Origin of the sequence: Muricoccus radiodurans, from assembly GCF_050154705.1 — a bacterium.
In the GTDB taxonomy this organism is placed as follows: Bacteria; Pseudomonadota; Alphaproteobacteria; order Acetobacterales; family Acetobacteraceae; genus Roseomonas; species Roseomonas radiodurans.
In genome coordinates, this window is record NZ_CP189561.1 from 364,364 (window position 1) to 383,953 (window position 19,590).

The following is a 19,590-nucleotide window of genomic DNA, read 5'->3' on the forward strand; positions in this document are numbered from 1 at the left end:
GAGAACGCCCCATGGACCATCCGATCACCGAGACGGACGCGTATGCGGAGATCCGCGCCGAGGTGGCGAAGCTCTGCGCCCGCTTCCCCGGCGAGTACTGGCGCAAGCTGGACGAGGTGCGCGGCTACCCCACCGAATTCGTTCAGGCGCTGACCGAGGCCGGCTACCTCGGCGCTCTCATCCCGGAAGAGTACGGCGGCGCCGGCCTGCCCCTCTCGGCCGCCGCCGCCATCCTCGGCGAGATCCACGCCCAGGGCGGCAATGCCGCGGCGTGCCACGCCCAGATGTACACCATGGGCACGATCCTTCGGCACGGCAGCGCCGAGCAGAAGGCGAAGTACCTGCCCGGCATCGCTGACGGCTCGCTCCGACTCCAGGCTTTCGGCGTGACCGAGCCGACCTCCGGCACCGACACCACCGCCCTCCGCACCACCGCTCGGCGGGAGGGTGACCGCTACATCGTCAACGGCCAGAAGATCTGGACCAGCCGGGCCGAGCACTCCGACCTGATGCTGCTGTTGGCCCGCACCACCCCGCGCGACCAGGTGCAGAAGAAGACGCAGGGCCTGTCTACCTTCATCGTGGACATGCGGGCGGCCAAGGGGAACGGCCTGACCATCCGCCCCATCCGCACGATGATGAACCACAACACCTGCGAGGTCTTCTTCGACAACATGGAGGTCCCGGCCGAGAACCTCGTCGGCGAGGAGGGAAGGGGCTTCCGCTACATCCTGGACGGGATGAACGCCGAGCGCCTGCTGATCGCCTCCGAATGCATCGGCGACGCGAAGTGGTTCACCGCGAAGTCGGTGGCCTATGCCAAGGAGCGCGTCCTGTTCGGCCGCCCGATCGGGCAGAACCAGGGCGTGCAGTTCCCGATCGCCCAGGCCTACGCCCGGATGCGCGCCGCGGAGGCGATCGTGAAGGAGGGCCTGCGGAAGTACGAGGCCGGCCAGAACGCAGGGGAGGAGGCGAACATGGGCAAGATGCTCGCCGCCGAAGCGTCCTGGGCCGCCGGCGAGGCCTGCATCCAGACCCATGGCGGCTTCGGCTTTGCCGAGGAGTACGACATCGAGCGGAAGTTCCGCGAAACCCGCCTCTATCAGGTCGCTCCCATCTCCACGAACCTCGTGCTCTCCTACCTCGGCGAGCACGTGCTCGGCATGCCCCGGAGCTACTGACGATGGCAACCTATCAGGGCGGCTGCCACTGCGGCACGGTCCGCTACGAGGCAGACGGCGAGATCGCCTCGGCCCTCCAGTGCAACTGCTCCTTCTGCTCGAAGACGGGCGCGCTGCTGGCCTTCGTCCCCGCCGCCACCTTCCGCCTGACGGGTGGGGAGGGGTCGTTGCGCGACTACCAGTTCAACCGGCGGGTCATCCACCACCAGTTCTGCGCCGAATGCGGCGTCCGCCCCTTCTCCCGCGGCGCCCTGCCGGACGGCACCCCGATGATCGCGCTCAACCTCCGCTGCGTGGACGGGTTGGACGTCGCCGCCCTGCCGGTCCACCAGCACAACGGCGCCGATGCCTGACACCCGCCCGCTGGCGGGCCTGCTCGTCGTCGCGATGGAGCAGGCGGTCGCCGCGCCCACCTGCTCCGTGAAGCTCGCCGACGCCGGCGCCCGCGTCATCAAGATCGAGCGGGCGGAGGGCGACTTCGCCCGGGGCTACGATGCCGCGGCGAAGGGCCTCTCGTCCTATTTCGTCTGGCTGAACCGCGGGAAGGAAAGCGTCGTCCTCGACATCAAGCGCGGGGATGACCGCGCCCTGCTGGACCGTTTGCTCGCCCGCGCCGACGTCTTCATCCAGAACCTTGCCCCCGGCGCCGCCGCGCGTGCCGGCCTCGGTAGCGAAGCCCTGCGCGCCCGCCATGAGCGCCTGATCACCGTGGACATCTCTGGCTACGGCGAGACCGGCGAGTACGCGGGCATGAAGGCCTACGATCTGCTGGTGCAGGCAGAATCCGGCCTCGCCGCCATCACCGGCCATCCCGCCGGCCCGGGCCGGGTCGGCGTCTCGGTCTGTGACATCGCCTGCGGCATGGCCGCCCACGCCGCGGTGCTGGAGGCGCTGATCGCCCGCGGCATCACGGGGAAGGGCAGGGGGGTCGCTGTCTCTCTCTTCGACGGGATGGCCGACTGGATGAACGTCCCACTCCTTTACTACGAGGGCACGGGCAAGGCGCCGCAGCGCGTCGGCCTGGCCCACCCCTCCATCTGCCCCTACGGCGCCTTCGAGACCTCGGACGGCGCCCTCGTCCTCATCTCCATTCAGAACGAGCGAGAATGGGCCGCCTTCTGCGCCGGATTCCTCGGCGAGCCCGACCTGCCGTCGCGCGAGGGGTATCGCAGCAACACCGAGCGCGTCGCGAACCGACCGGCCGTGGACGCCCATCTCGCCGCCCACTTCGCACGCCTGACCAGGGCCGAGGCCGCTGCCCGGCTGACCGCGGCGAACACCGCCTACGGCTTCGTCAACGGCGTGGAGGAGCTCGCCCGTCACCCCGCGCTGCGGCGGGTCTCGGTCGACACCCCGGCCGGCCCTGTCTCGATCGCCGCGCCGGCGGCCCGGGTGGCGGGCGAGCCGCCCTCCTTCGGCGCGGTCCCCGCCCTGGGCCAGCACACTGACTCCGTACGGGCGGAATTTTCCTAGCCGCGCACCCCCGGCAGCCCTCGCATGAGCGTGGGCGACGATCCTGTCGCGAGCGGGATTGCCATGGACCGGTAGGCATCCAGACCGCGGCCCCGCTCGCCCTCTGGCGCCGCCGCGGTGCTACCGGCCATGCGAATGATCGTCGGCGCCGAATGGCCCCCCCGGAGGCCGAAGGCCGTGCCGGCGAACGTCGGGTTCGGGGCGAAGACCGGCGTCGGAACGGGGGCCTGGGCAGACCGGGCCGCCTGCGCCCAGGCGGGATTCCAGCCCTGGGCCGCCGCCGCCGTGCGCTGCTCCTCGGGCCAGCGCAGCTCGACCTGGGCACGGTAGAGGGCAGCCCTGCCCGGCGTCCCGCTGTGATAGGCGCCGGCGGCCACCAGCCAATCCCCATGGCGCTGGTAGAGGCTCTTCAGGAACTGCGCTGCGTAGCGGGCGTTCGGCAGCGGCTCGAACCCCTCCTCCAGGGACGAGAAGGCGCGCACGTGGTGGATCTGGTTGATCTGCATGCACCCGATGTCGATGGACCGGATGCCCTGGGACTGAAGTTGCCGGACATGGGCAACGGCTTCCGGGTGCGTGGAGAAATGCCTGCCGGTCCCCTCCGCGTTCATCGTCCAGGGCCAGGGGCCGACCTCGCCGGTCTGCGGGTCGCGGCGGCTCGATTCGACACGGCCGATCGCGTGCAGAAGTCCCGGCGGAATGCCGTTTTCCCGCTCCGCCGTGGTGATCGCGGCGCGGCACATGGCCACGGGCGAGGGCTGAGCGAGAGCGAAACCGGGCAGAATGATCAGGGCGAGCACGAGGAGGCGCATGCCGCCGCATGCTCAAGCGACATGCCAGATCTCAACTTGAAGTGATAAAGGTTAATGCTGCGGCGCAGCACAGGCCCTTGCCAGAGGGTGCTCTGCCACCTAGATTGTGCAGCGCAGCAACGCGGTGTTGCCGTGTTGCTGTTTTCTTGGACGTTTCCTCCCTAAACTCGGCGGTGCTCTCGGGCACCGCCTCTTTTTTTGCCCGCGCGCCGATGGCCAACGCGCGGCGGTGTCTCAGGCGTCCAGGAAGGACCAGTCCTCCCGCGACCAGCCCGCCATCATCCGGTCCAGGTCGTCCCGCAGCGCCGCCATGATGGGCAGGCGCTCGATCCGCCGCTCATCCATGTAGAGCGCCCTCGCGATCTCCAGCTGCACGACGTGCACCCGGTCCCGCGGCCGGCCGTAGTGGCGGGTGACGTATCCCCCCGCATAGGGGTCATTCCGACGAACCTTGTAGCCGAGCCCGGTCAGCGACTCCTCGATCAGCCGGGTCGCCCGCGGCGCGGCCGCCGTCCCATGGGCGTCCCCGAGGATCATGTCCGCCCGCTGCCGGTCGCCGGGCAGGGCGGGCATGGAGTGGCAGTCCACCAGGAGGCAGGCGCCGAACCGGCGCACCGTCTCCTGGATCAGCCCGCCGAGCGCGTCGTGGTAGGGCTGCCAGAGCTCCCGCACCCGCGCCGCCGCGTCCTCGAAGGACAGGCGGTGCCCATAGACCGCCTCTCCGCTCGCGACGATGCGCGCGATCGTGCCGAGGCCGGCCCCGACGCGCGGGGAAGCGCTGTTCACCCATTCCGGCAGCTTCTCGTCGAACATGCCGGGATCCAGCTCCCACGGCTCCCGGTTCGCGTCGCAGTAGACCCGGGGGAAGGTCGCCGACAGCAGGGGGATCCCATGCTCCGGAGCGCCGGCGAAAAGCTCCTCCACGAAACCGTCCTCGGACCGTCGCAGGGTCAACGGGTCCAGCCGGCTCTCGGCGAGGAAGGAGGCCGGGTAGTGCCGCCCCGAATGAGCGGAGGAGAGGACCAGCGGGACGGAATGCGTGAGCGGACGGCGCAGGATGAAGGGAGGAGGAGCGTCCGGGCCCCGTGCTTCCTTCTCGTGTGTCTCGATCGGCAGGTCCATCGCGCGACGAATCACCACAGGGACGCCCGACTGTCACGCCGCGGCGATGTTTCTCGGGCTTGTTCAGCAGAGGTCTCCGCGCTAAACGGGCGACCCCGGCGGATGGGCGCATAGCTCAGCGGGAGAGCACCACCTTGACACGGTGGGGGTCACAGGTTCAATCCCTGTTGCGCCCACCATCCGCCTGGTTTTCCTTGCATTTCAGCCGTTTCGGCCGCTCCCGCGGCCCTTTCCGGGCGCCTGCGGGCGGCCCATTCGGCCGATGAGCCTGGGCACCGCCCTGCGCGGTCTGCTCGGCGGCGATCCGCCACCAGATCCGACGGATCACCGGCTTCCGCGCGAGACGGTGGAACTTGCGCTCCGGCTTCTCCAGCAGCGCGGCCCGCGGGACGAGGCCGAGCTCGACGCCCTGCGTGCCCTATCGTCGCCCGAGGCGCTGCGCGCGGCGCTCATGGCCCCGGGCGCGCCGTCCGTGCAGGCCGCCGCCGCCCCCTACGCCGCACCGCTCTGGCTGCTCGCCCCGCCCGCCTCGCCGCGAATTCCCTGGCGGCTGGAGCCGCCCTGCCTGTCCCATCCCGTCAGTCAGATCTGCACCGCCGGGCAGATGGAGGGGCCGGACTACGCCGGCTGGTGCGCGAGCTTCGGCGAGGCCCCCCGCCAGCACCGCAAGCAGTGGGAGTTCTGCTGGATCCTGGCCGTGCTCCAGGCTGCCGGGATGCTCCGCCCCGGGGTGCGCGCCCTCGGCTTCGGCACGGGCCGGGAGCCCATCCCGAGCGTCCTCGCCGCCCAGGGCGTGGAGGTCCTGGCCACCGACGCCCCGCCCGACCTGGACGGCACTCAGGGCTGGGACAGCACGGGCCAGCACGCTGCCGGCCTCATGGCCCTGCACCACCCCGCCATCCTGGACGAGGCCACCTTCCGTGCCCGCGTGAGCTTCCGCCCCGTGGACATGAACGCCATCCCGTCCGACCTCGCCGGCTTCGACGCCTGCTGGTCCTCCTGCTGCTTCGAGCATCTCGGCGGTATCGAGGCGGGGCTGAACTTCGTCGAGAACTCCCTCCGGACCCTCCGCCCCGGCGGCGTCGCGGTGCACACGACCGAGTTCAACCTCGGCTCGAACGAGGAGACGCTGGAGAGCCCCGGCCTTTCCCTTTTTCGCCGGCGGGACATCGAGTCGCTGCTAGACCGGCTGGCGGGGAAGGGGCACCGCCTCTGGCCGCTGAACCTGCACCCGGGCGATGCGCCCGTTGACGCGCATGTGGACGCCCCGCCCTACGCGCTGCCGCACCTGAAGATCCTCGCGGCGGAGCACATCACGACCTCGATCGGGTTGGTCGTGCAGCGGGCCGAGGCGCTCTAGGCCAGGACCCATTCACCGGCTTCCAGGCTTCCGTCGGGCTCTCGCGGTTCCGGATGCCGCGGCAGCCTCGAGAGACAGGATGAGGCGCTGTGGCGGAGGAGAGGAAGGTTCCTTCCTCCTCTCCCCGGAGTCTCTATCCCGACCCGCTCAGAACAGGCCGAACCGCGCGTTCCGCCGCTTGCTCCGGTCCCGATCATTGTCGTTGGCCGCGCCCGGCGGTCCCTGGTCCCGCTGCGCCTGATCGAAGGGCACGCTCACCGCCCGGCGCCGCTCCCAGTTCTCCGCGTACTGGGCCGCCAAGGCGCGGTCGCGCAGCACCATCAGGTTCTCCGCGTTCCGCTCCTGGGCGGAGCGGCTGAAGTTGAAGGAGCCGGTGATCACCACCTCGCCGTCGATGATCATGACCTTGTTGTGGGCGATGCCCGCCGGGTCATCCACCCAGACCTCCACCCCCGCCCGGCGCACCTCGTCCGCCTGGGAGTAGCGCTCGCGCAACTGGCTGTCGTCCACGACCACGCGCACCCGCACGCCGCGCCGCTGCGCGGCCTCCAAGGCCCCGGCGATCGGGGGGGAGGTGAAGGAGTAGGCCTGAACCAGTACCTCCTGCCGTGCCGCGCCGATCGCCTGCACGATCCGATCGGTGCAATCCCCGCCCGGGGTGAAGCAGACGACCGGCCGGGGGATGCCGCCCGCCACAGGCCCCGTGCCGGCCGTAGAGCCGTGAAACGTGAACCACGCCCAGGTCGCGCCGGCCCCGATGATCACGCCGACGAGCAGCACGAGGAGCGCGGAGGGGCCGCGCCCGACCGGCGTCATGGCGGTGCCTCGATCCCCGCCTGCTCGACGATGCGGCGGTACATCTCCGGCCGGCGGTGCAGGCCGAGGTCGAACATCTTCCCCGGTGCGCGCCCGTGCAGCCCCGCATCCAGGTCGCAATCGGCCAGGATCACCTCGTCGCCGAGGCTCTTCGCCTGCGCCACGACGATCCCGTTCGGCGACACGATGCAGGACCCGCCAATCAGCCCCGATCCATCCTCCACCCCGGCCTTAGCGACCGACACCGCCCAGGTCGAATTGAAATAGGCATTCGCCTGCACCGCCATGGTGGAGTGGAAGGTGCGGAGTTCCGCGCTCTCTCCCTCTCCGCCATTCGGATCATAGGCCGCGGAGTTGTAGCCGATGCAGACCAGCTCCACCCCCTGCAGCCCGAGGCAGCGCCAACCCTCCGGCCAGCGCCGGTCGTTGCAGATCAGCATCCCGAGCACCGGCCGGTGCCAAGCCTCCGGCCCGCGCGCCACCGGAAAGCCGAGGTCGCCATACTCGAAGTAGCGCTTCTCCAACTGCTGGAAGCGCTGGCCCTCCCGCACCTCCTGGCTGCCGGGCAGGTGGACCTTGCGATACTTCAGCAGGGCCTCTCCGTCCGGCCCGACGATGAGGCTGCTGTTGAAGCGCCGCCCGCTGCCCGTCACCTCGGCGTAGCCGACATAGAAGCCGACCCCGAGGGCCCGCGCCCGGTCGAAGAAGGGCTGCACCGCCGGGTTCGGCATGCGCTGCTCGTAGTAGGCGCGCAGCTCCGCCTCCTCCAGCGGCCAGCGCGGGAAGAAGGTGGTGAAGGCTAGCTCCGGGAAGACTGCGAGGCGCGCGCCGCCCCGCGCCGCCTGCTCCAGCAGCGCGATCATGCGCGCGAGGATCGCCTCCCGGTCATCGGCCCGCTGGTTCGGTCCCATCTGCGCCGCGGCGACGCGAAGCACGCGGCTCATGGCTGGCCGCTCCCAGGCCGCCGCCACGGCTCGGAATCCGGCGGAGGCGGCGCGAGGCGCGAGGAGGCGGGCGGGACTTCCATCCGGGTCGCGGTTCCCGCCGGCTCCTCCTCGTCCCGCCGCCCCACCAGCATCCAGGTCAGCCGCCCACACGCGATCCCGACCACCAGAGCGATCAAAGCATTCGGCACCGAGGTGCCAGGACCCGTCAGCCAGATCCAGCCGCCGAAGCCGGCCAGGGCGCCGACGCAGGCCAGCAGCAAGGGTCGGTTCATCACGACCTCCGATTCAGTGCGAACAGCGCGACGACCAGCGCGCCGCCCAGCGCGTAGAGAGCATGGGCGGCGCCGACGCCGCCATAGCCCAATCCGAACACGATCCCGAGCATCATCAAGAGCGCGATGGCCGTGAAGATCGCCCGGAGCCGTGGATTCGGCCTTGGCCTCATACCGGGAGGGCGACGGGGCGGCGGTGCTGCCGAGGAACGAAGCGCCCCTCGCCCGGCCGGGCCAGCACGGACGATCCGTCCCAGACCTTCCGGCCGCGCAGGTAGGTCGCCGCAACCCGTCCGCGCATCGCCCGGCCGTGGAAGGCGGAGTGCTGGAACTCCGGACGATCCTGGATGGTCGCCTCGTCGAAGGTGAAGGAACCCCGCTCCATCACCAGCAGGTCGGCGTCCGCGCCGAGCGCGATGGACCCTTTCTTCGGATCGAGCCCGTGGAAGCGCGCCGGCTCCGCCGCGCAGTATTTCGCCATCAGCGTTGGGGGAAGCCCGCGCTCCTCCAGCAGGGTGAACATCAGCGGTGCGAAGGACTGCTCCCCCGTCAGCCCGGCACCGACCGCGAAGATGTCGCCCTTGTAGACCTTCCTCTCCTTCGGCCAGGGCGCGTGGTCGGTGGAGACATAGGCGACCTCCCCCGCGACCAGCGCCTTCCACATCCGCTCTACCTCCTCGGCGGTGCGGAAGGGCGGGTTGCACTTCCCGAAGCCCTCCAGCCGGAGCAGGTCCTCCTCCGTCATGCAGAGGTAGTGAACGCAGGCCTCGCCCGAGGAACGCGCCCCCGCCCGCCGGAACCCCGCCGCGATCTCGAATCCGCGCGCGAGGGAGGAGTGGGCGATGTGGACGTGGCACCCCGTCTCCAGCCCGATCTCGAAGATGGCGTTGTTCGCCAGGTTCTCCGCCAGGGGCGGGCGGGTGCGGCAATGCATGATGACGTCCGTCCGCCCCGCCGCCCGCGCCTCGGCCGTCAGCTTCTCCACCAGCTCCTGGTCCTCGTTGTGGACGGCCACCATGAGGTTCGTCCTCGCGATCTCCGCGAAGGCCGTGACCATCAGGTGATGGTCGATCCGGGGAAAGCGCAGCGGGTCATATTCATAGGTGGAGAGCTTGAAGGCCGACGCCCCTGCCTCCGCCAACCCGGCGATCGCGTCCACTCCGCCATCCTTCCGGATGGTCCCGTAGAGCGCGACGTCCACATGCGCGAGGCGGCCGACCTGCTCCACCTTCTCCCGGAAGATGCCCGCGTCGGTGACGGGGCGCGGCACGTCGTAGGGCATGTCGCAGACCGTGGTGACGCCGCCCGCCGCCGCGGTGCGCGTCGCGCCCTCAATCCCCGGCCACCCTGTGGAGGAGGAGGTGTGCATGTGCCCGTCCACCAGCCCGGGGAAGACCAGCTTGCCCGAGTGGTCCTCCAGCGCCGCGGCGGGGGGTGGTGCGCCCTGGCCGATGGCCGCGACCGTCTCGCCGCGCACGGCGACGTAGCCGTCCGCGATCACGCGGTCCGTCAGGACGAGGTCGCCGCGGATCACGCGGTCATAGGGAGGCTGCATCGTTCGATCCCGTGGTGACGCGGGCAAGCTAGGCCCGCCCCGCAGCCGCGCCAACCGGCGGGAGGGCGCCGCTGATGGACGACCGGCCGCGACGGGGGCACAAACCGGACACGCCGAGTCCAGACAGGAGGAAGTGCCGATGCAGCTGCACCCCGTGAAGGTCTATCCGTCCAAGGCCCTTCTGAAGCGCGAGGACCAGCTCGCCTGGAAGATTGCCGGCGTGGCCGCCGACCCGGTGGCAGTGCCGGACGACACCGCGGCGATGATCATCAACCGGGTGATCGACAACGCCTCCGTCGCGATCGCCGCCATCAACCGTTCCGCCCCGACCTCCGCGCGCCAGATGGCGCTCGGCCACAAGCGGGACGGGGGAGCGACCGTGTTCGGCCTGCCCTCCTCCGTCCGCGTCTCCCCGGAATGGGCGGCCTGGGCGAACGGCACCGCGGTGCGCGAGCTGGACATGCACGACACCTTCCTGGCCGCCGATTACTCCCACCCCGGCGACAACATCCCGCCCGTGCTGGCGGTGGCCCAGACCATGGGCAAGTCGGGCGCCGACCTCCTGCGCGGCCTCGCCACCGGCTACGAGATCCACATCGACCTCGTCCGCGCCATCTGCCTGCACGAGCACAAGGTCGACCACATCGCCCATCTCTGCCCGGCCTCGGCGGCCGGCATCGGCACGCTTCTCGGCCTCGACCAGGCGACGATCTACCAGGCGGTGCAGCAGGCGCTGCATGTCAGCGTGACCTTCCGCCAGTCCCGCAAGGGCGAGATCAGCAGCTGGAAGGCCTTCGCCCCCGCCCATGCCGGCAAGCTGGCCGTCGAGGCGGTGGACCGCGCCATGCGCGGGGAGGGCGCGCCGTCCCCGATCTACGAGGGTGAGGACAGCGTCATCGCCTGGGTCCTGTCCGGCCGCACCCACCGATACCAGGGCGACGTCTACGAGCCCGTCTACTACCAGGTCCCGCTCCCCGGCCCGGGCGAGGGCAAGCGCGCCATCCTCGACAGCTACACGAAGGAGCACTCGGCCGAGTACCAGTCGCAGGCCCTGATCGACCTCGCCTTCCGGATGCGCGACCGCATCCCCGACCTGGAGGCGGTGGAGAAGATCCTTCTCCATACCTCCCACCACACGCACTACGTCATCGGCACCGGCGCGAACGACCCGCAGAAGATGGACCCGACCGCCAGCCGGGAAACCCTGGACCACTCCATCATGTATATCTTCACCGTCGCCCTGCAGGACGGGCGCTGGCACCACGTGGACAGCTATGCGCCGGAGCGCGCCCGCCGCCCCGACACCGTCCGTCTCTGGCACAAGATGGAGACGCGGGAGGACCCGGAGTGGACCCGCCGCTACCACTCCAAGGACCCGAACGAGCTCGCCTTCGGCGGCCGCGTGGAGATCACCCTGAAAGACGGCACGGTCCTGACCGACGAGCTGGCGGTCGCCAACGCCCACCCGCTCGGGGCGAAGCCCTTCGGCCGCGCCGATTACATCCGCAAGTTCCGCATCCTGACCGAAGGCATCGTGGACGCGGCGGAGGCCGACCGCTTCATCCAGGTGGCCGAGAACCTCGCGTCGCTCAAGCCCGAAGAGCTGTCCGAGCTGAGCGTGCGCCTACCCGACGGACGGCTCGCGGCCGGCAAGCCGGGCATCTTCTAGGGATGATGGCCGCCGCCGCGATCCGCCCGGCCGTGCCGGAGGATGCGGCGGCGCTGGCCGTCCTCTTCCGCACTTCCCGCGCCGCCGCCATGCCCTGGCTCCCCGTGCTGCACACGCCGGCCGAAGATCTCGCCTGGATGCGCGACCGCGTCATCCGCGGCTGCACGACCCTGGTGGCGGAGGAGGACGGCGCGCTGCTCGGCTTCGTCGCCTGCCACGGCGACTGGATCGAGCACCTCTACCTCCACCCCGACCATCTCCGCCGCGGCCTCGGCACGCGGCTGCTCCGCACGGCGACAGGCGACCAGCCGCCGGTGCTGCGCCTCCACGCCTTCGCCCGCAACGCTCCCGCCCGGGCCTTCTACGAAGGCCACGGCTTCCGCCCCGCCGCCTTCGGCGACGGTTCCACCAACGAGGAGGGCGAGCCGGACGTGCTCTACGAACGGCACCTTCCCGCCCAGGAGAGAGACGAGAGATGAGCGACACCAACCCCGACATCCGGAAGGGCCTCGTCGGCGTCATCGCCGACGTGTCGTCCGTGTCGAAGGTCATGCCTGAGACAAACTCGCTGACCTATCGCGGCTACGCCGTGCAGGACTTGGCGGAGGAATGTTCCTTCGAGGAGGTCGCCTACCTCCTCTGGAACGGGGAGCTGCCGAACGCCGCGCAGCTCGCCGCCTTCCGGAAGGAGGAAGCGTCCCAGCGCGCTCTGACGCCTGCCCTGCTGGAGGTGATCCGCGCCTTCCCGCACGACGCCCACCCGATGGACGCCATCCGCACCGCCGTCTCCTTCCTCGGGATGGAGGATACCGAGGCCGCCGACGTGTCCGAGCCGGCGACCCGCCGCAAGGCGATGCGGCTCCTGGCGAAGATCCCGACCGCCATCGCCGCTGCCCACCGCGCGACGAAGGGCCAGGACGCGATCGCCCCCGACCCGTCCCTGACCTTCTCCGAGAACTTCTTCCACCTCGTCTTCGGGAAGGTGCCGCAGCCGGAGGTGGTGAAGGCCTTCGACGTCTCCCTCATCCTCTACGCCGAGCACGGCTTCAACGCCTCCACCTTCACCGCCCGGACCATCGCCTCCACCGGTGCCGACCTGCACGGGGCGGTCGTGGGAGGCATCGCCGCGCTGAAGGGCCCGCTCCACGGCGGCGCGAACGAGGCGGTGATGCACATGCTGGCCGAGATCGGCGATCCGTCGAAGGCGGTGGAGTGGCTCCAGTCCCGCTTCGACCACCGGGCGCTGGTGATGGGCTTCGGCCACCGCGTCTACAAGACGGGCGACAGCCGCGTGCCCACGATGACCAAATACGCCGAGAAGATGGCAGAGGTGGTCGGCGACCGCCGCTGGATGGAGATGTCCCGCCTGCTGGCGGCCGAGATGGTGGCGAAGAAGAACATCCACCCGAACCTCGATTTCCCGGCGGGTCCCGCCTACCACCTGATGGGCTTCGACATCCCGCTCTTCACCCCGATCTTCGTCGCGTCCCGCATCACCGGCTGGGCCGCGCACGTCATCGAGCAGGCGGCCGACAACCGCCTCATCCGCCCGCTCTCGCACTACACCGGCGCGGCGCAGCGGAGCGTGCCGCCGATCGTCGCGCGCGGCTGAGTTGCCCTGCGGGCGCCGCAATTCGCGGCGCCCGCGGTAACGTCGCGACACATCCCGCGATCCACGCGACGAAGGGTGCGACGCAACGCGAAGCGTCGCGATTCGGATGCACACGAAAATCTGTGCACGCCGCAAGTCTTTTCGTTGACAATGCGCGAAGCGGTGCAGATAGCGTTGCATGCGCACGTGATCGTTCCGCGCGATTCGCAAGCGGCGCTGTCAAGCACTGGGTGACGAACACCGGTGAGGGACGGCGAAGCAGGAACGGACCCGGCGCACGCAGAGCGAGAGGACGGTTCTTGGACCGTGGGCGAGAGCGAGGAAGGGGCGCGGGCAACGGCTCCCTTCCGCATGCGCGAAGCCGGATCCCGCGTGACGCGGACGCGAGCGGACCCTGCCCGATGACCGGGACGTCCGTGGCGCGCGTCAGGCACCGGCCGCTCCTCCTCCCCCGCAATGCGACCACCGGCCCTGTGACGCTCCCCTCTCGCCAGGGTCACCGCGTCGGTGGGTACGGAGAGGCACACCGACTGCGCAACATCAGGAGATGCATCACATGAGCGAAGAGACCCCGACCACCCCCCGCGCCGCCGCGATGGCGATGAGCACCACCCGCCGCGCTGCCGGCACGCGCAAGGCGAGCACCGCCGGCCGCACGACCAAGGCCGCCGGGGCGAAGACCACGCGCTCCGCCGCCGCGAAGAAGCCGGGCCCGAAGAAGGGCAGCACGACCGCCAAGAAGGGTGCGAAGGCTGCCGCGACCACCCGCGCGAAGAAGGCCCCGGCCAAGCGGACGACGGCGGCGCGCTCGACCGCCGCGAAGCGCACGACGACCGCCGCCCGCAAGGCGCCGGCCAAGCGCGCGACCGGCGCGAAGCGCGCGACGACCGCCCGTAAGGCCCCGGCCAAGCGGACGACGGCGGCGCGCTCGACCGCCGCGAAGCGCACGACGACCGCCCGCAAGGCCCCTGCCAAGCGCGCGACGACGGCGCGTTCGACCACCGCGCGCTCGACCGCCGCGAAGAAGGCGCCCGCCCGCGCCGCCGCCAGCCGCGCCACCGGCGCGCGCAAGAGCGCCAGCGCCGGCACGTCTTCCCGCAGCGAGGCGGCGAAGAAGGCTGCCGCGACCCGCGCCCGCAAGCGCGCCGAGGCCGCGGCCGCGTCCTCCGGCGGCGGTGAGTCCGGCGGCGAGACCGGCGATCAGAGCTGAGCCGCCCGCGCTTCGGCGCGAGGCGATCGGGAAGGGCGCCGCGGCAACGCGGCGCCCTTTCTCGTAGGGGCTACCCCTCGAAGGCGCGAAGGAAGAAGTCGCGCCCGCCGAAGTTCCCGGACTTCAGCGCCAAGTGTAGTCCGCCCGGCTCCGCGTAAGTCCACGGCACGCCGGGATCGATCTCCGCCCCGATCCGGAGCGACCGGATGCCGAGGCGTTGCACCACCGCGCCCGATGTCTCTCCGCCCGCCACGACCAGTCGCCGCACCCCGCGCGCGACCAGTCCCTCGGCGACCGACGCGAGAGCCTCCTCCACTAGCACCCCCGCCACATCGCGACCGAGACGTGCCTGCAACGCCGCCACGCGGTCCGGCGGCGCCGAGGCGGCCACCACCACCGGCCGCTCCGCCGAGAGCCGCTCCTCCGCCCAGCGCAGCGCCGTGGCGGCCATCTCCTTGGCGTCTGGGGTCGTCAGTGGATCCAGCTCCAGCACGGGAACCTGCTCCCGCGCGAGGCCGATCTGGCCGAGCGTGGCGCGCGAGCAGGAACCCGCCACCACGGCCAGGAGGCCCTCCGCCGGTGGCAGGTGGCCCGCGTCCTCCGTGTCCGCCAGCAGCCCGGCGCGGCGAAAGTTTTCCGGTAAACCCATCGCGATGCCAGAGCCGCCGACCAGCAGCGGCTGCGCCGCCGCCGCCTCGCCCAGCGCGCGGAGATGCGCGTCGGTCACCGCGTCCACGATCGCGTAGCGCCGGCCGCCCTCGGCGAGACGGGACATCTCTCGCCGCACCGCCGCCGCACCCGCCTCGACGACGGGGAAGGGGATCAGCCCGACGGAGCCCTCGGTCTGCGCCGCCATCACCCGCACGAGGTTCGGGTCCCGCATCGGCGTCAGCGGATGGTTCTCCATCCCGCTCTCGTTGAGCAGGACGTTCCCGACGAAGAGGTGGCCGAGGTAGACGCTGCGGCCATTCGCCGGGAAGGCCGGCGTGATCACCGCGAAGCCGGATTGCAGCCGGCGTAGCAGCGCGTCCGCAACCGGCCCGATATTCCCCTCCGCCGTGGAATCGAAGGTGGAGCAGACCTTGAACAGGATCTGCCGCGCCCCGGCAGCCAGCAGCGCCTCGCAGGCCGCCAGGCTCTCCGCCACGGCCTGGGCCGGCGGCGCGGTGCGCGACTTCAGCGCGACCACGACCGCTTCCGCCTCCGGAAGCGGTCCGTCCGGCACGCCGATCACCTGGACCGTGCGCATCCCGTTCCGCACGAGCATGGAGGCGAGGTCCGTGGCCCCCGTGAAATCATCCGCCACGCAGCCGAGCAACGGCATCCCTTATCTCCTCCCTGGCAGCGCGAGCAGGTCGCGATGCCCCACCACGGCGCGTAGGCGCCCCTGTCCGATCTGCGCGTGACGCCGCGCCGTCCAGGCCCGGATCGCCGTCCCGCCGCGCGGCGTCCGCCGCATCGCCGCTTCCGCGTGACCGTCCACGAGCGCGGACAGCATCCGTGCCTCCGCCCGACCGACCCGCCAGGGTGAGGACGCGGTCGTCACGTCAAAGCCGCGCGCCCGGAAGGCCGCGGCCATCGCGCGCACCGCGTCCGGCCCGAGCGCTGGCCCGCCGAATCCCTTGTCGCGCCCCTGGTCGCGCCGGAAGCGGCGCGCCACGATGCCGTCCGCCGGGTGCGGCGGCAGGAAGCGGGCGTGCCCCTCCACGTTCAGCGCGGCGTAGAAGGGCAGCCGCAGCCGCGCCGCCATCCCCTCCACCCAGGTTCGAGAGACGAGGTCGCAGAAAGCCGTGCAGACCACCGCGTCGTGCTTGCCCAGCGGCAGGCCGTCCGGCGCATCGGCCAGGTCCGCCACCAGTCCTTCCACCCGCCAGGCACCGGACGGCGTATGCACCAGCAGCACGCGCTTGCTCGGCGCCGAGATGTCGAAGCCCACGTCGAGCGCGCGCACCGCGATGGTGTCGAAGGCCCGCTCGATCAGCGACGCATCGGCATCCACGAGCGTCCAGGCCTGCGCCCGGTTGAGCAGCGGTGCCATCCAGCGAAACAGGCTTCCCGTGCCGGCCCCGAGATCAAGCAGCCGCGGCCGCGCCGGCAGCGCCGCGGACAGCCGCTCCGCGAGCGCGAAGCTCCGGGCCCGCGCATCCGCCGGCTCCCGGATGTCCAACCAATCCCCGTCGAAGCTCTCGCTCATGCGTCGCGCGCCGCCATCATCTCTTTCGCGAAGGCCTCGGCCCGGTCCGTCCAGCGCGGAAGCCGCTGCCCCGCGCGCCAGGCCGCGTCGGACATCGCCTGCCGCAGGGCGGGGTCGTAGATCATCCGCCGCAGCCCGCGCGACAGGCTCGCATGATCCCCCGCCGGAGAGATCACCGCCCCATCCCGCGGCGCCAGTTCCGCGAGCGCGCCGCCCGCGGTGATCGCCAGTGGCAGCCCGCGCGCGAGCGCCTCCGCGACCGCCATGCCGTAGCCCTCCCAATGGCTCGCCAGCGCGAAGAGGTCGGCGCGAGCGTAGAGCGCGGACAGTGCCTCGTCCCCGACCTCGCCCGCGAAGGTCACGCGCCCCGCGATGCCCAGCGCTTCCGCCAGGGACGCCAGGCCCTGGGCGTGGACCGGATCGCGTGCTCCGCCCGCGATCGTCAGCGTCCATTCCAGATCGGTCAGCCGTCCCAGCGCGCGCAGCAGCACGTCATGCCCCTTGCGCGGCACCAGCGTGCCGACCGACAGGATCGCGGGTGCTCCGCCCGAACCCGTCGCGCGCGGCGCCTCCTCCGTGCCCGGCTCCACCGTGCCGACCCGCACCGCGTCCGCGCCGAACTCCGGCACCAGCCGCTCCGCCGTCAACCGCGACGTCGTGACCAGCCGCGCCATCCGCGGGAACAGCGCCCGCTCCCGCGCGCGCAGCGCCTCTCGATCCGCCTCCGAGAAGCCGGTCTCCAGCGCCGTCGGGTGATGGATCAGCCCCACCGCCCTGCTCGCGACCAGCGCCTCCGCGACGGGCAGGAAGGACGGCAGCCCGAGCCCGTCCACGACCAGCGCCTCATCCCTGGAGAGACCATCCATCACCGCGCGAGCGGACGCCTCCGCGTGGGCGTCCGGCAGCGGATGCTGCCCGGCCAGCTCCGCCACGCGCACCTCGTGCCCGAGCTCCTGCAGCCCCTCCACGATCCGCCGGTCATAGCCGTAGCCGCCGCTGATCCCGGAGAAGGGCGCCGGAACGGCCAGCACGATCCTCATGCCGAAGCGAGACCCGGCACGGGCGCCTCATACGCCGCCCAGGCGACCGGGCTCTCCCGCAGCAGCACCTTCACCGACTGCACGTCCTTGCCGCCCGCGCCGAGCTTCCCCGCAGCCAGCGCCGCACAGAGCAACCCGTGGACATGGAAGCACAGGAACTCGGTGGAGGTGTTCCGCCCCGCGAAGACCGGCAGGTCGTCCAGGTTGTGGTAGTCGAAGCCGTCCAGGATGCGCCGCAGCTCCACCCGGGCGGCGGCAATGTCCACCAGCAGGTTGGCATCGTCCAGCCGCGGCGCGCGGAACTCCGCCTCCACGACGAAGGTCGCGCCATGGACGCGCTGGGCGGGACCGAAGCCCTCGCCCTTGAAGGAATGGGCGACCATGACGTGGTCGGCGACGGTCAGGCTGTACACGCGCTCACCTATATATATGTGACGACGGGAAGAAGCGGCGCCGCCTCGCCGGATGCGGGCGGCCCGAGCAGCCGCGGCATGGCCGCCGGCAGATCATGGAACGGGACGAGCGGCGCGCACAGCGCGTCCAGCGCCGGATCCGCCAGAAGGGAAAGCGCGGTCGCCATCCGCTCCGCATGCGTCCGCCGCCCGCGCATCGGCGCCGCGATGGAGCCCACCTGGGTGGATCGGATCGTCACCCGGTTCGCATGGAAGCCCTCTCCCAGCGGCAGCGCGCACTCCACCGCACCGAACCAGGACGCCTCTAGGATGCGCGCCTCATATCCCGCGCAGCGCAGCGCCGTGCGGAGACCGGCCGGGTTCCCGCTGGCATGCACGACCAGGTCGCGCTCCTCAGGCGCCGCCTCCGGCGCCACGAAGCGCACGCCCAGCGCGCCGGCCACCCCCGCCCGCATCGGATCGGGATCGGCGACCGCCACCTCCAGCGCGGGAAAGCGCGCCAGCAGCCAGGCGCAGAGCAGTCCCACCACCCCCGCACCCACCACCAGCGCGCGCTCGCCCGGCAGCGGTTGCGCGTCCCAGATGACGTTCAGCGCCGTCTCCATGTTCGCGGCCAGCACCGCGCGCCGGTCCGGCACGCCGTCCGGCACCGCGGCGCAGAGGGATACCGGCGCCACGAAGCGGTCCTGGTGCGGGTGCAGGCAGAACATCCGCCGCCCCACCCACTCCGCCGGGCCATCCTCCACCACGCCCACCGCCGCGTAGCCGTACTTCACGGGGAAGGGGAAATCGCCGCCCTGCATCGGCGCGCGCATCCGCGCCCACTCCCCCGGCGGCACGCGTCCGTGGAAGACCGTGCGCTCCGTCCCGCGGCTGATCCCGCTCGCCAGCGTTCGCACCAGCACCTCGCCGGGACCGGGTGCGCGCAACGCCTCCTCCCGCAGTGCACCCTCGCCCGGCGCGACGGTCCAGAAGGCCGTCGCCCTCACGCGCCCTCGCACACCCGGGGCCGCGCCCGGTCGAGGCGGATGTCGAAGAGCATGTCGCCGCCCTCCAACCGGTGCGGCGTCCAGTCGAAGCGGAGCCCGTCCGCGATCCGTGACGCCTCGGGCAGGATGAAGGCCGCGCGTCCCGAACCCAGGATCACCGGCGCCACCGTCACGTGCAGCCGGTCCAGCAGCCCGGCTGCAAGGAAGCTGGAGACGGTGACGCCCCCGCCCTCCACGAAGATCCGTGACAGCCCGCGCGCGTGCAGCGCCCGCAACAGCGCGAAGAGATCCAGCCCGCCGGACGCGCCGCGCGGCAGCCGCATCACCTCGGCCTGCCCGTGCCGATCCCCGCCCGGCGCATCAGCCGTGCAGGCGAGGATCGTCGGCGGCCCGCCATCCCCGAACACCCGCCGCTCCACCGGCAACCGGCGCGACGGATCGAGCACGACCCGGACCGGGCTCTCGCCCTCCACCTCGCGCGTGGTCAGCCGGGGATCGTCCTGCTCCACGGTGCCGGCGCCGACCAGCACCGCGTCGCACAGCGCGCGCAGCCGGTGCGTGTGCAGGATGTCGCCGCGCCCGCCGATCCACTGGCTGGACCCGCCCTGGGTCGCGATCCGCCCGTCCAGCGTCTGCGCCAGACGCCCGATGACGACGCACGCATCCGCGCCCTTCGCCGGCGCGACCACCGGCGCGAACAGGTCCACCATCGGGTGATTCGGCAAGGCGGCACGCCGGTCAGCGCGCGCCGCGCGCAGCGCCGCCCAGGCCGTCAGCGTCTCGGACGAGGCTTCCATCCCGGCAAGCTATGCCCGAGCCGGAAGCACGGCGCCACCATCGCGGATGGCACCGGGGGAGAGAAAGAATTCTCTCCCCTGGACCCCCACTCATCTTCCTTTCTGGCTGCCGGGGCCGGCGGAAACGG

At 71.6% G+C, this 19,590-nt stretch carries 20 protein-coding genes and 1 tRNA gene; 8 read left to right on the plus strand and 13 right to left on the minus strand.

Annotation, left to right across the window (positions count from 1 at the left end):
• Positions 1-11: 11 nt before the first annotated feature.
• From ACP6CK_RS01840 to ACP6CK_RS01850, 3 genes are read left to right on the plus strand one after another with little or no spacing between them, the layout of a single operon-like run.
• Positions 12-1,181 carry an acyl-CoA dehydrogenase family protein gene (locus tag ACP6CK_RS01840; RefSeq protein ID WP_426957071.1) on the plus strand — a complete coding sequence of 390 codons (1,170 nt, stop codon included), beginning with the start codon at positions 12-14 and terminating at the stop codon, positions 1,179-1,181.
• 2 nt (positions 1,182-1,183) lie between these two features.
• Complete coding sequence (locus ACP6CK_RS01845) at positions 1,184-1,534, plus strand: GFA family protein (RefSeq protein ID WP_426957072.1); 351 nt, start codon at positions 1,184-1,186, stop codon at positions 1,532-1,534.
• Positions 1,527-2,654, plus strand: coding sequence for a CaiB/BaiF CoA transferase family protein (locus ACP6CK_RS01850; RefSeq protein WP_426957073.1), 1,128 nt, complete (start codon positions 1,527-1,529; stop codon positions 2,652-2,654). Before ACP6CK_RS01845 ends, ACP6CK_RS01850 begins: the two co-directional genes overlap by 8 nt.
• On the opposite strand, the gene ACP6CK_RS01855 is transcribed toward ACP6CK_RS01850, so the two are convergent.
• A complete protein-coding gene (locus ACP6CK_RS01855; RefSeq protein ID WP_426957074.1) occupies positions 2,651-3,466 on the minus strand; it encodes a transglycosylase SLT domain-containing protein in 816 nt (271 codons plus the stop codon). The genes ACP6CK_RS01850 and ACP6CK_RS01855 overlap by 4 nt on opposite strands.
• A gap of 234 nt (positions 3,467-3,700) precedes the next feature.
• Positions 3,701-4,588, minus strand: coding sequence for an N-formylglutamate amidohydrolase (locus tag ACP6CK_RS01860; RefSeq protein ID WP_426959846.1), 888 nt, complete (start codon positions 4,586-4,588; stop codon positions 3,701-3,703).
• 104 nt (positions 4,589-4,692) lie between these two features.
• On the opposite strand from ACP6CK_RS01860, the gene ACP6CK_RS01865 reads away from it, so the two are divergent.
• Positions 4,693-4,767: transfer RNA gene (locus ACP6CK_RS01865), tRNA-Val, on the plus strand.
• 83 nt (positions 4,768-4,850) lie between these two features.
• Complete coding sequence (locus tag ACP6CK_RS01870; RefSeq protein WP_426957075.1) at positions 4,851-5,948, plus strand: SAM-dependent methyltransferase; 1,098 nt, start codon at positions 4,851-4,853, stop codon at positions 5,946-5,948.
• Between the two features lie 147 nt (positions 5,949-6,095).
• Here ACP6CK_RS01870 and ACP6CK_RS01875 read toward each other — a convergent pair whose 3' ends face one another.
• The 4 genes from ACP6CK_RS01875 to ACP6CK_RS01890 form a co-directional block, all read right to left on the minus strand.
• Positions 6,096-6,764, minus strand: coding sequence for a phospholipase D family protein (locus tag ACP6CK_RS01875; protein ID WP_426957076.1), 669 nt, complete (start codon positions 6,762-6,764; stop codon positions 6,096-6,098).
• Positions 6,761-7,708 (minus strand): N-carbamoyl-D-amino-acid hydrolase, encoded by a 948-nt coding sequence (locus tag ACP6CK_RS01880; protein WP_426957077.1) that lies wholly within the window; start codon positions 7,706-7,708, stop codon positions 6,761-6,763. The genes ACP6CK_RS01875 and ACP6CK_RS01880 overlap by 4 nt, the downstream gene beginning before the upstream one ends.
• Positions 7,705-7,983, minus strand: coding sequence for a hypothetical protein (locus ACP6CK_RS01885; RefSeq protein ID WP_426957078.1), 279 nt, complete (start codon positions 7,981-7,983; stop codon positions 7,705-7,707). The genes ACP6CK_RS01880 and ACP6CK_RS01885 overlap by 4 nt, the downstream gene beginning before the upstream one ends.
• A 169-nt stretch (positions 7,984-8,152) precedes the next feature.
• The gene (locus tag ACP6CK_RS01890; RefSeq protein ID WP_426957079.1) at positions 8,153-9,538 is read right to left on the minus strand and encodes a dihydroorotase; all 1,386 of its coding nucleotides are present in this window, start codon (positions 9,536-9,538) and stop codon (positions 8,153-8,155) included.
• A gap of 139 nt (positions 9,539-9,677) precedes the next feature.
• On the opposite strand from ACP6CK_RS01890, the gene ACP6CK_RS01895 reads away from it, so the two are divergent.
• From ACP6CK_RS01895 to ACP6CK_RS01905, 3 genes are read left to right on the plus strand one after another with little or no spacing between them, the layout of a single operon-like run.
• On the plus strand, positions 9,678-11,207 hold the full coding sequence (locus tag ACP6CK_RS01895; protein ID WP_426957080.1) for an MmgE/PrpD family protein: 1,530 nt from the start codon (positions 9,678-9,680) through the stop codon (positions 11,205-11,207).
• A 2-nt stretch (positions 11,208-11,209) separates the two neighbouring features.
• On the plus strand, positions 11,210-11,686 hold the full coding sequence (locus ACP6CK_RS01900; protein WP_426957081.1) for an N-acetyltransferase family protein: 477 nt from the start codon (positions 11,210-11,212) through the stop codon (positions 11,684-11,686).
• On the plus strand, positions 11,683-12,819 hold the full coding sequence (locus ACP6CK_RS01905; RefSeq protein ID WP_426957082.1) for a bifunctional 2-methylcitrate synthase/citrate synthase: 1,137 nt from the start codon (positions 11,683-11,685) through the stop codon (positions 12,817-12,819). The genes ACP6CK_RS01900 and ACP6CK_RS01905 overlap by 4 nt, the downstream gene beginning before the upstream one ends.
• A 552-nt stretch (positions 12,820-13,371) precedes the next feature.
• On the opposite strand, the gene ACP6CK_RS01910 is transcribed toward ACP6CK_RS01905, so the two are convergent.
• The 7 genes from ACP6CK_RS01910 to ACP6CK_RS01940 all read right to left on the minus strand — a co-directional run bounded on the left by ACP6CK_RS01910 (position 13,372) and on the right by ACP6CK_RS01940 (position 19,462).
• Positions 13,372-13,959 (minus strand): hypothetical protein, encoded by a 588-nt coding sequence (locus ACP6CK_RS01910; protein WP_426957083.1) that lies wholly within the window; start codon positions 13,957-13,959, stop codon positions 13,372-13,374.
• A 140-nt stretch (positions 13,960-14,099) separates the two neighbouring features.
• Entirely contained in the window at positions 14,100-15,353 is a 1,254-nt protein-coding gene (otnK, locus tag ACP6CK_RS01915; protein WP_426957084.1) for a 3-oxo-tetronate kinase, read from the minus strand.
• A 3-nt stretch (positions 15,354-15,356) separates the two neighbouring features.
• On the minus strand, positions 15,357-16,223 hold the full coding sequence (locus ACP6CK_RS01920) for a class I SAM-dependent methyltransferase (RefSeq protein WP_426957085.1): 867 nt from the start codon (positions 16,221-16,223) through the stop codon (positions 15,357-15,359).
• Positions 16,220-17,263 carry a glycosyltransferase family 4 protein gene (locus ACP6CK_RS01925; RefSeq protein WP_426957086.1) on the minus strand — a complete coding sequence of 348 codons (1,044 nt, stop codon included), beginning with the start codon at positions 17,261-17,263 and terminating at the stop codon, positions 16,220-16,222. Before ACP6CK_RS01925 ends, ACP6CK_RS01920 begins: the two co-directional genes overlap by 4 nt.
• Complete coding sequence (locus ACP6CK_RS01930) at positions 17,260-17,676, minus strand: 6-pyruvoyl trahydropterin synthase family protein (protein WP_426957087.1); 417 nt, start codon at positions 17,674-17,676, stop codon at positions 17,260-17,262. The genes ACP6CK_RS01925 and ACP6CK_RS01930 overlap by 4 nt, the downstream gene beginning before the upstream one ends.
• Positions 17,677-17,684: 8 nt before the next feature.
• The gene (locus tag ACP6CK_RS01935) at positions 17,685-18,665 is read right to left on the minus strand and encodes a dehydrogenase (protein WP_426957088.1); all 981 of its coding nucleotides are present in this window, start codon (positions 18,663-18,665) and stop codon (positions 17,685-17,687) included.
• Positions 18,662-19,462, minus strand: a complete 801-nt coding sequence (locus ACP6CK_RS01940; protein WP_426957089.1) for a RibD family protein — start codon at positions 19,460-19,462, stop codon at positions 18,662-18,664. The genes ACP6CK_RS01935 and ACP6CK_RS01940 overlap by 4 nt, the downstream gene beginning before the upstream one ends.
• Between the last annotated feature and the right edge of the window lie 128 nt (positions 19,463-19,590).

What these genes read in the sequence shown, in the direction of transcription:
- ACP6CK_RS01895 (WP_426957080.1), top strand. Translation starts at nt 9,678, where the DNA reads ATGCAGCTGCACCCCGTGAAGGTCTATCCGTCCAAGGCCCTTCTGAAG.
- ACP6CK_RS01845 (WP_426957072.1), top strand. Translation starts at nt 1,184, where the DNA reads ATGGCAACCTATCAGGGCGGCTGCCACTGCGGCACGGTCCGCTACGAG.
- ACP6CK_RS01880 (WP_426957077.1), bottom strand. Translation starts at nt 7,708, where the DNA reads ATGAGCCGCGTGCTTCGCGTCGCCGCGGCGCAGATGGGACCGAACCAG.
- ACP6CK_RS01885 (WP_426957078.1), bottom strand. Translation starts at nt 7,983, where the DNA reads ATGAACCGACCCTTGCTGCTGGCCTGCGTCGGCGCCCTGGCCGGCTTC.
- ACP6CK_RS01870 (WP_426957075.1), top strand. Translation starts at nt 4,851, where the DNA reads ATGAGCCTGGGCACCGCCCTGCGCGGTCTGCTCGGCGGCGATCCGCCA.
- ACP6CK_RS01855 (WP_426957074.1), bottom strand. Translation starts at nt 3,466, where the DNA reads ATGCGCCTCCTCGTGCTCGCCCTGATCATTCTGCCCGGTTTCGCTCTC.
- ACP6CK_RS01900 (WP_426957081.1), top strand. Translation starts at nt 11,210, where the DNA reads ATGATGGCCGCCGCCGCGATCCGCCCGGCCGTGCCGGAGGATGCGGCG.
- ACP6CK_RS01940 (WP_426957089.1), bottom strand. Translation starts at nt 19,462, where the DNA reads ATGGAAGCCTCGTCCGAGACGCTGACGGCCTGGGCGGCGCTGCGCGCG.
- ACP6CK_RS01920 (WP_426957085.1), bottom strand. Translation starts at nt 16,223, where the DNA reads ATGAGCGAGAGCTTCGACGGGGATTGGTTGGACATCCGGGAGCCGGCG.
- ACP6CK_RS01890 (WP_426957079.1), bottom strand. Translation starts at nt 9,538, where the DNA reads ATGCAGCCTCCCTATGACCGCGTGATCCGCGGCGACCTCGTCCTGACG.
- ACP6CK_RS01925 (WP_426957086.1), bottom strand. Translation starts at nt 17,263, where the DNA reads ATGAGGATCGTGCTGGCCGTTCCGGCGCCCTTCTCCGGGATCAGCGGC.
- ACP6CK_RS01905 (WP_426957082.1), top strand. Translation starts at nt 11,683, where the DNA reads ATGAGCGACACCAACCCCGACATCCGGAAGGGCCTCGTCGGCGTCATC.
- ACP6CK_RS01860 (WP_426959846.1), bottom strand. Translation starts at nt 4,588, where the DNA reads ATGGACCTGCCGATCGAGACACACGAGAAGGAAGCACGGGGCCCGGAC.
- ACP6CK_RS01840 (WP_426957071.1), top strand. Translation starts at nt 12, where the DNA reads ATGGACCATCCGATCACCGAGACGGACGCGTATGCGGAGATCCGCGCC.
- ACP6CK_RS01875 (WP_426957076.1), bottom strand. Translation starts at nt 6,764, where the DNA reads ATGACGCCGGTCGGGCGCGGCCCCTCCGCGCTCCTCGTGCTGCTCGTC.
- otnK (WP_426957084.1), bottom strand. Translation starts at nt 15,353, where the DNA reads ATGCCGTTGCTCGGCTGCGTGGCGGATGATTTCACGGGGGCCACGGAC.
- ACP6CK_RS01850 (WP_426957073.1), top strand. Translation starts at nt 1,527, where the DNA reads ATGCCTGACACCCGCCCGCTGGCGGGCCTGCTCGTCGTCGCGATGGAG.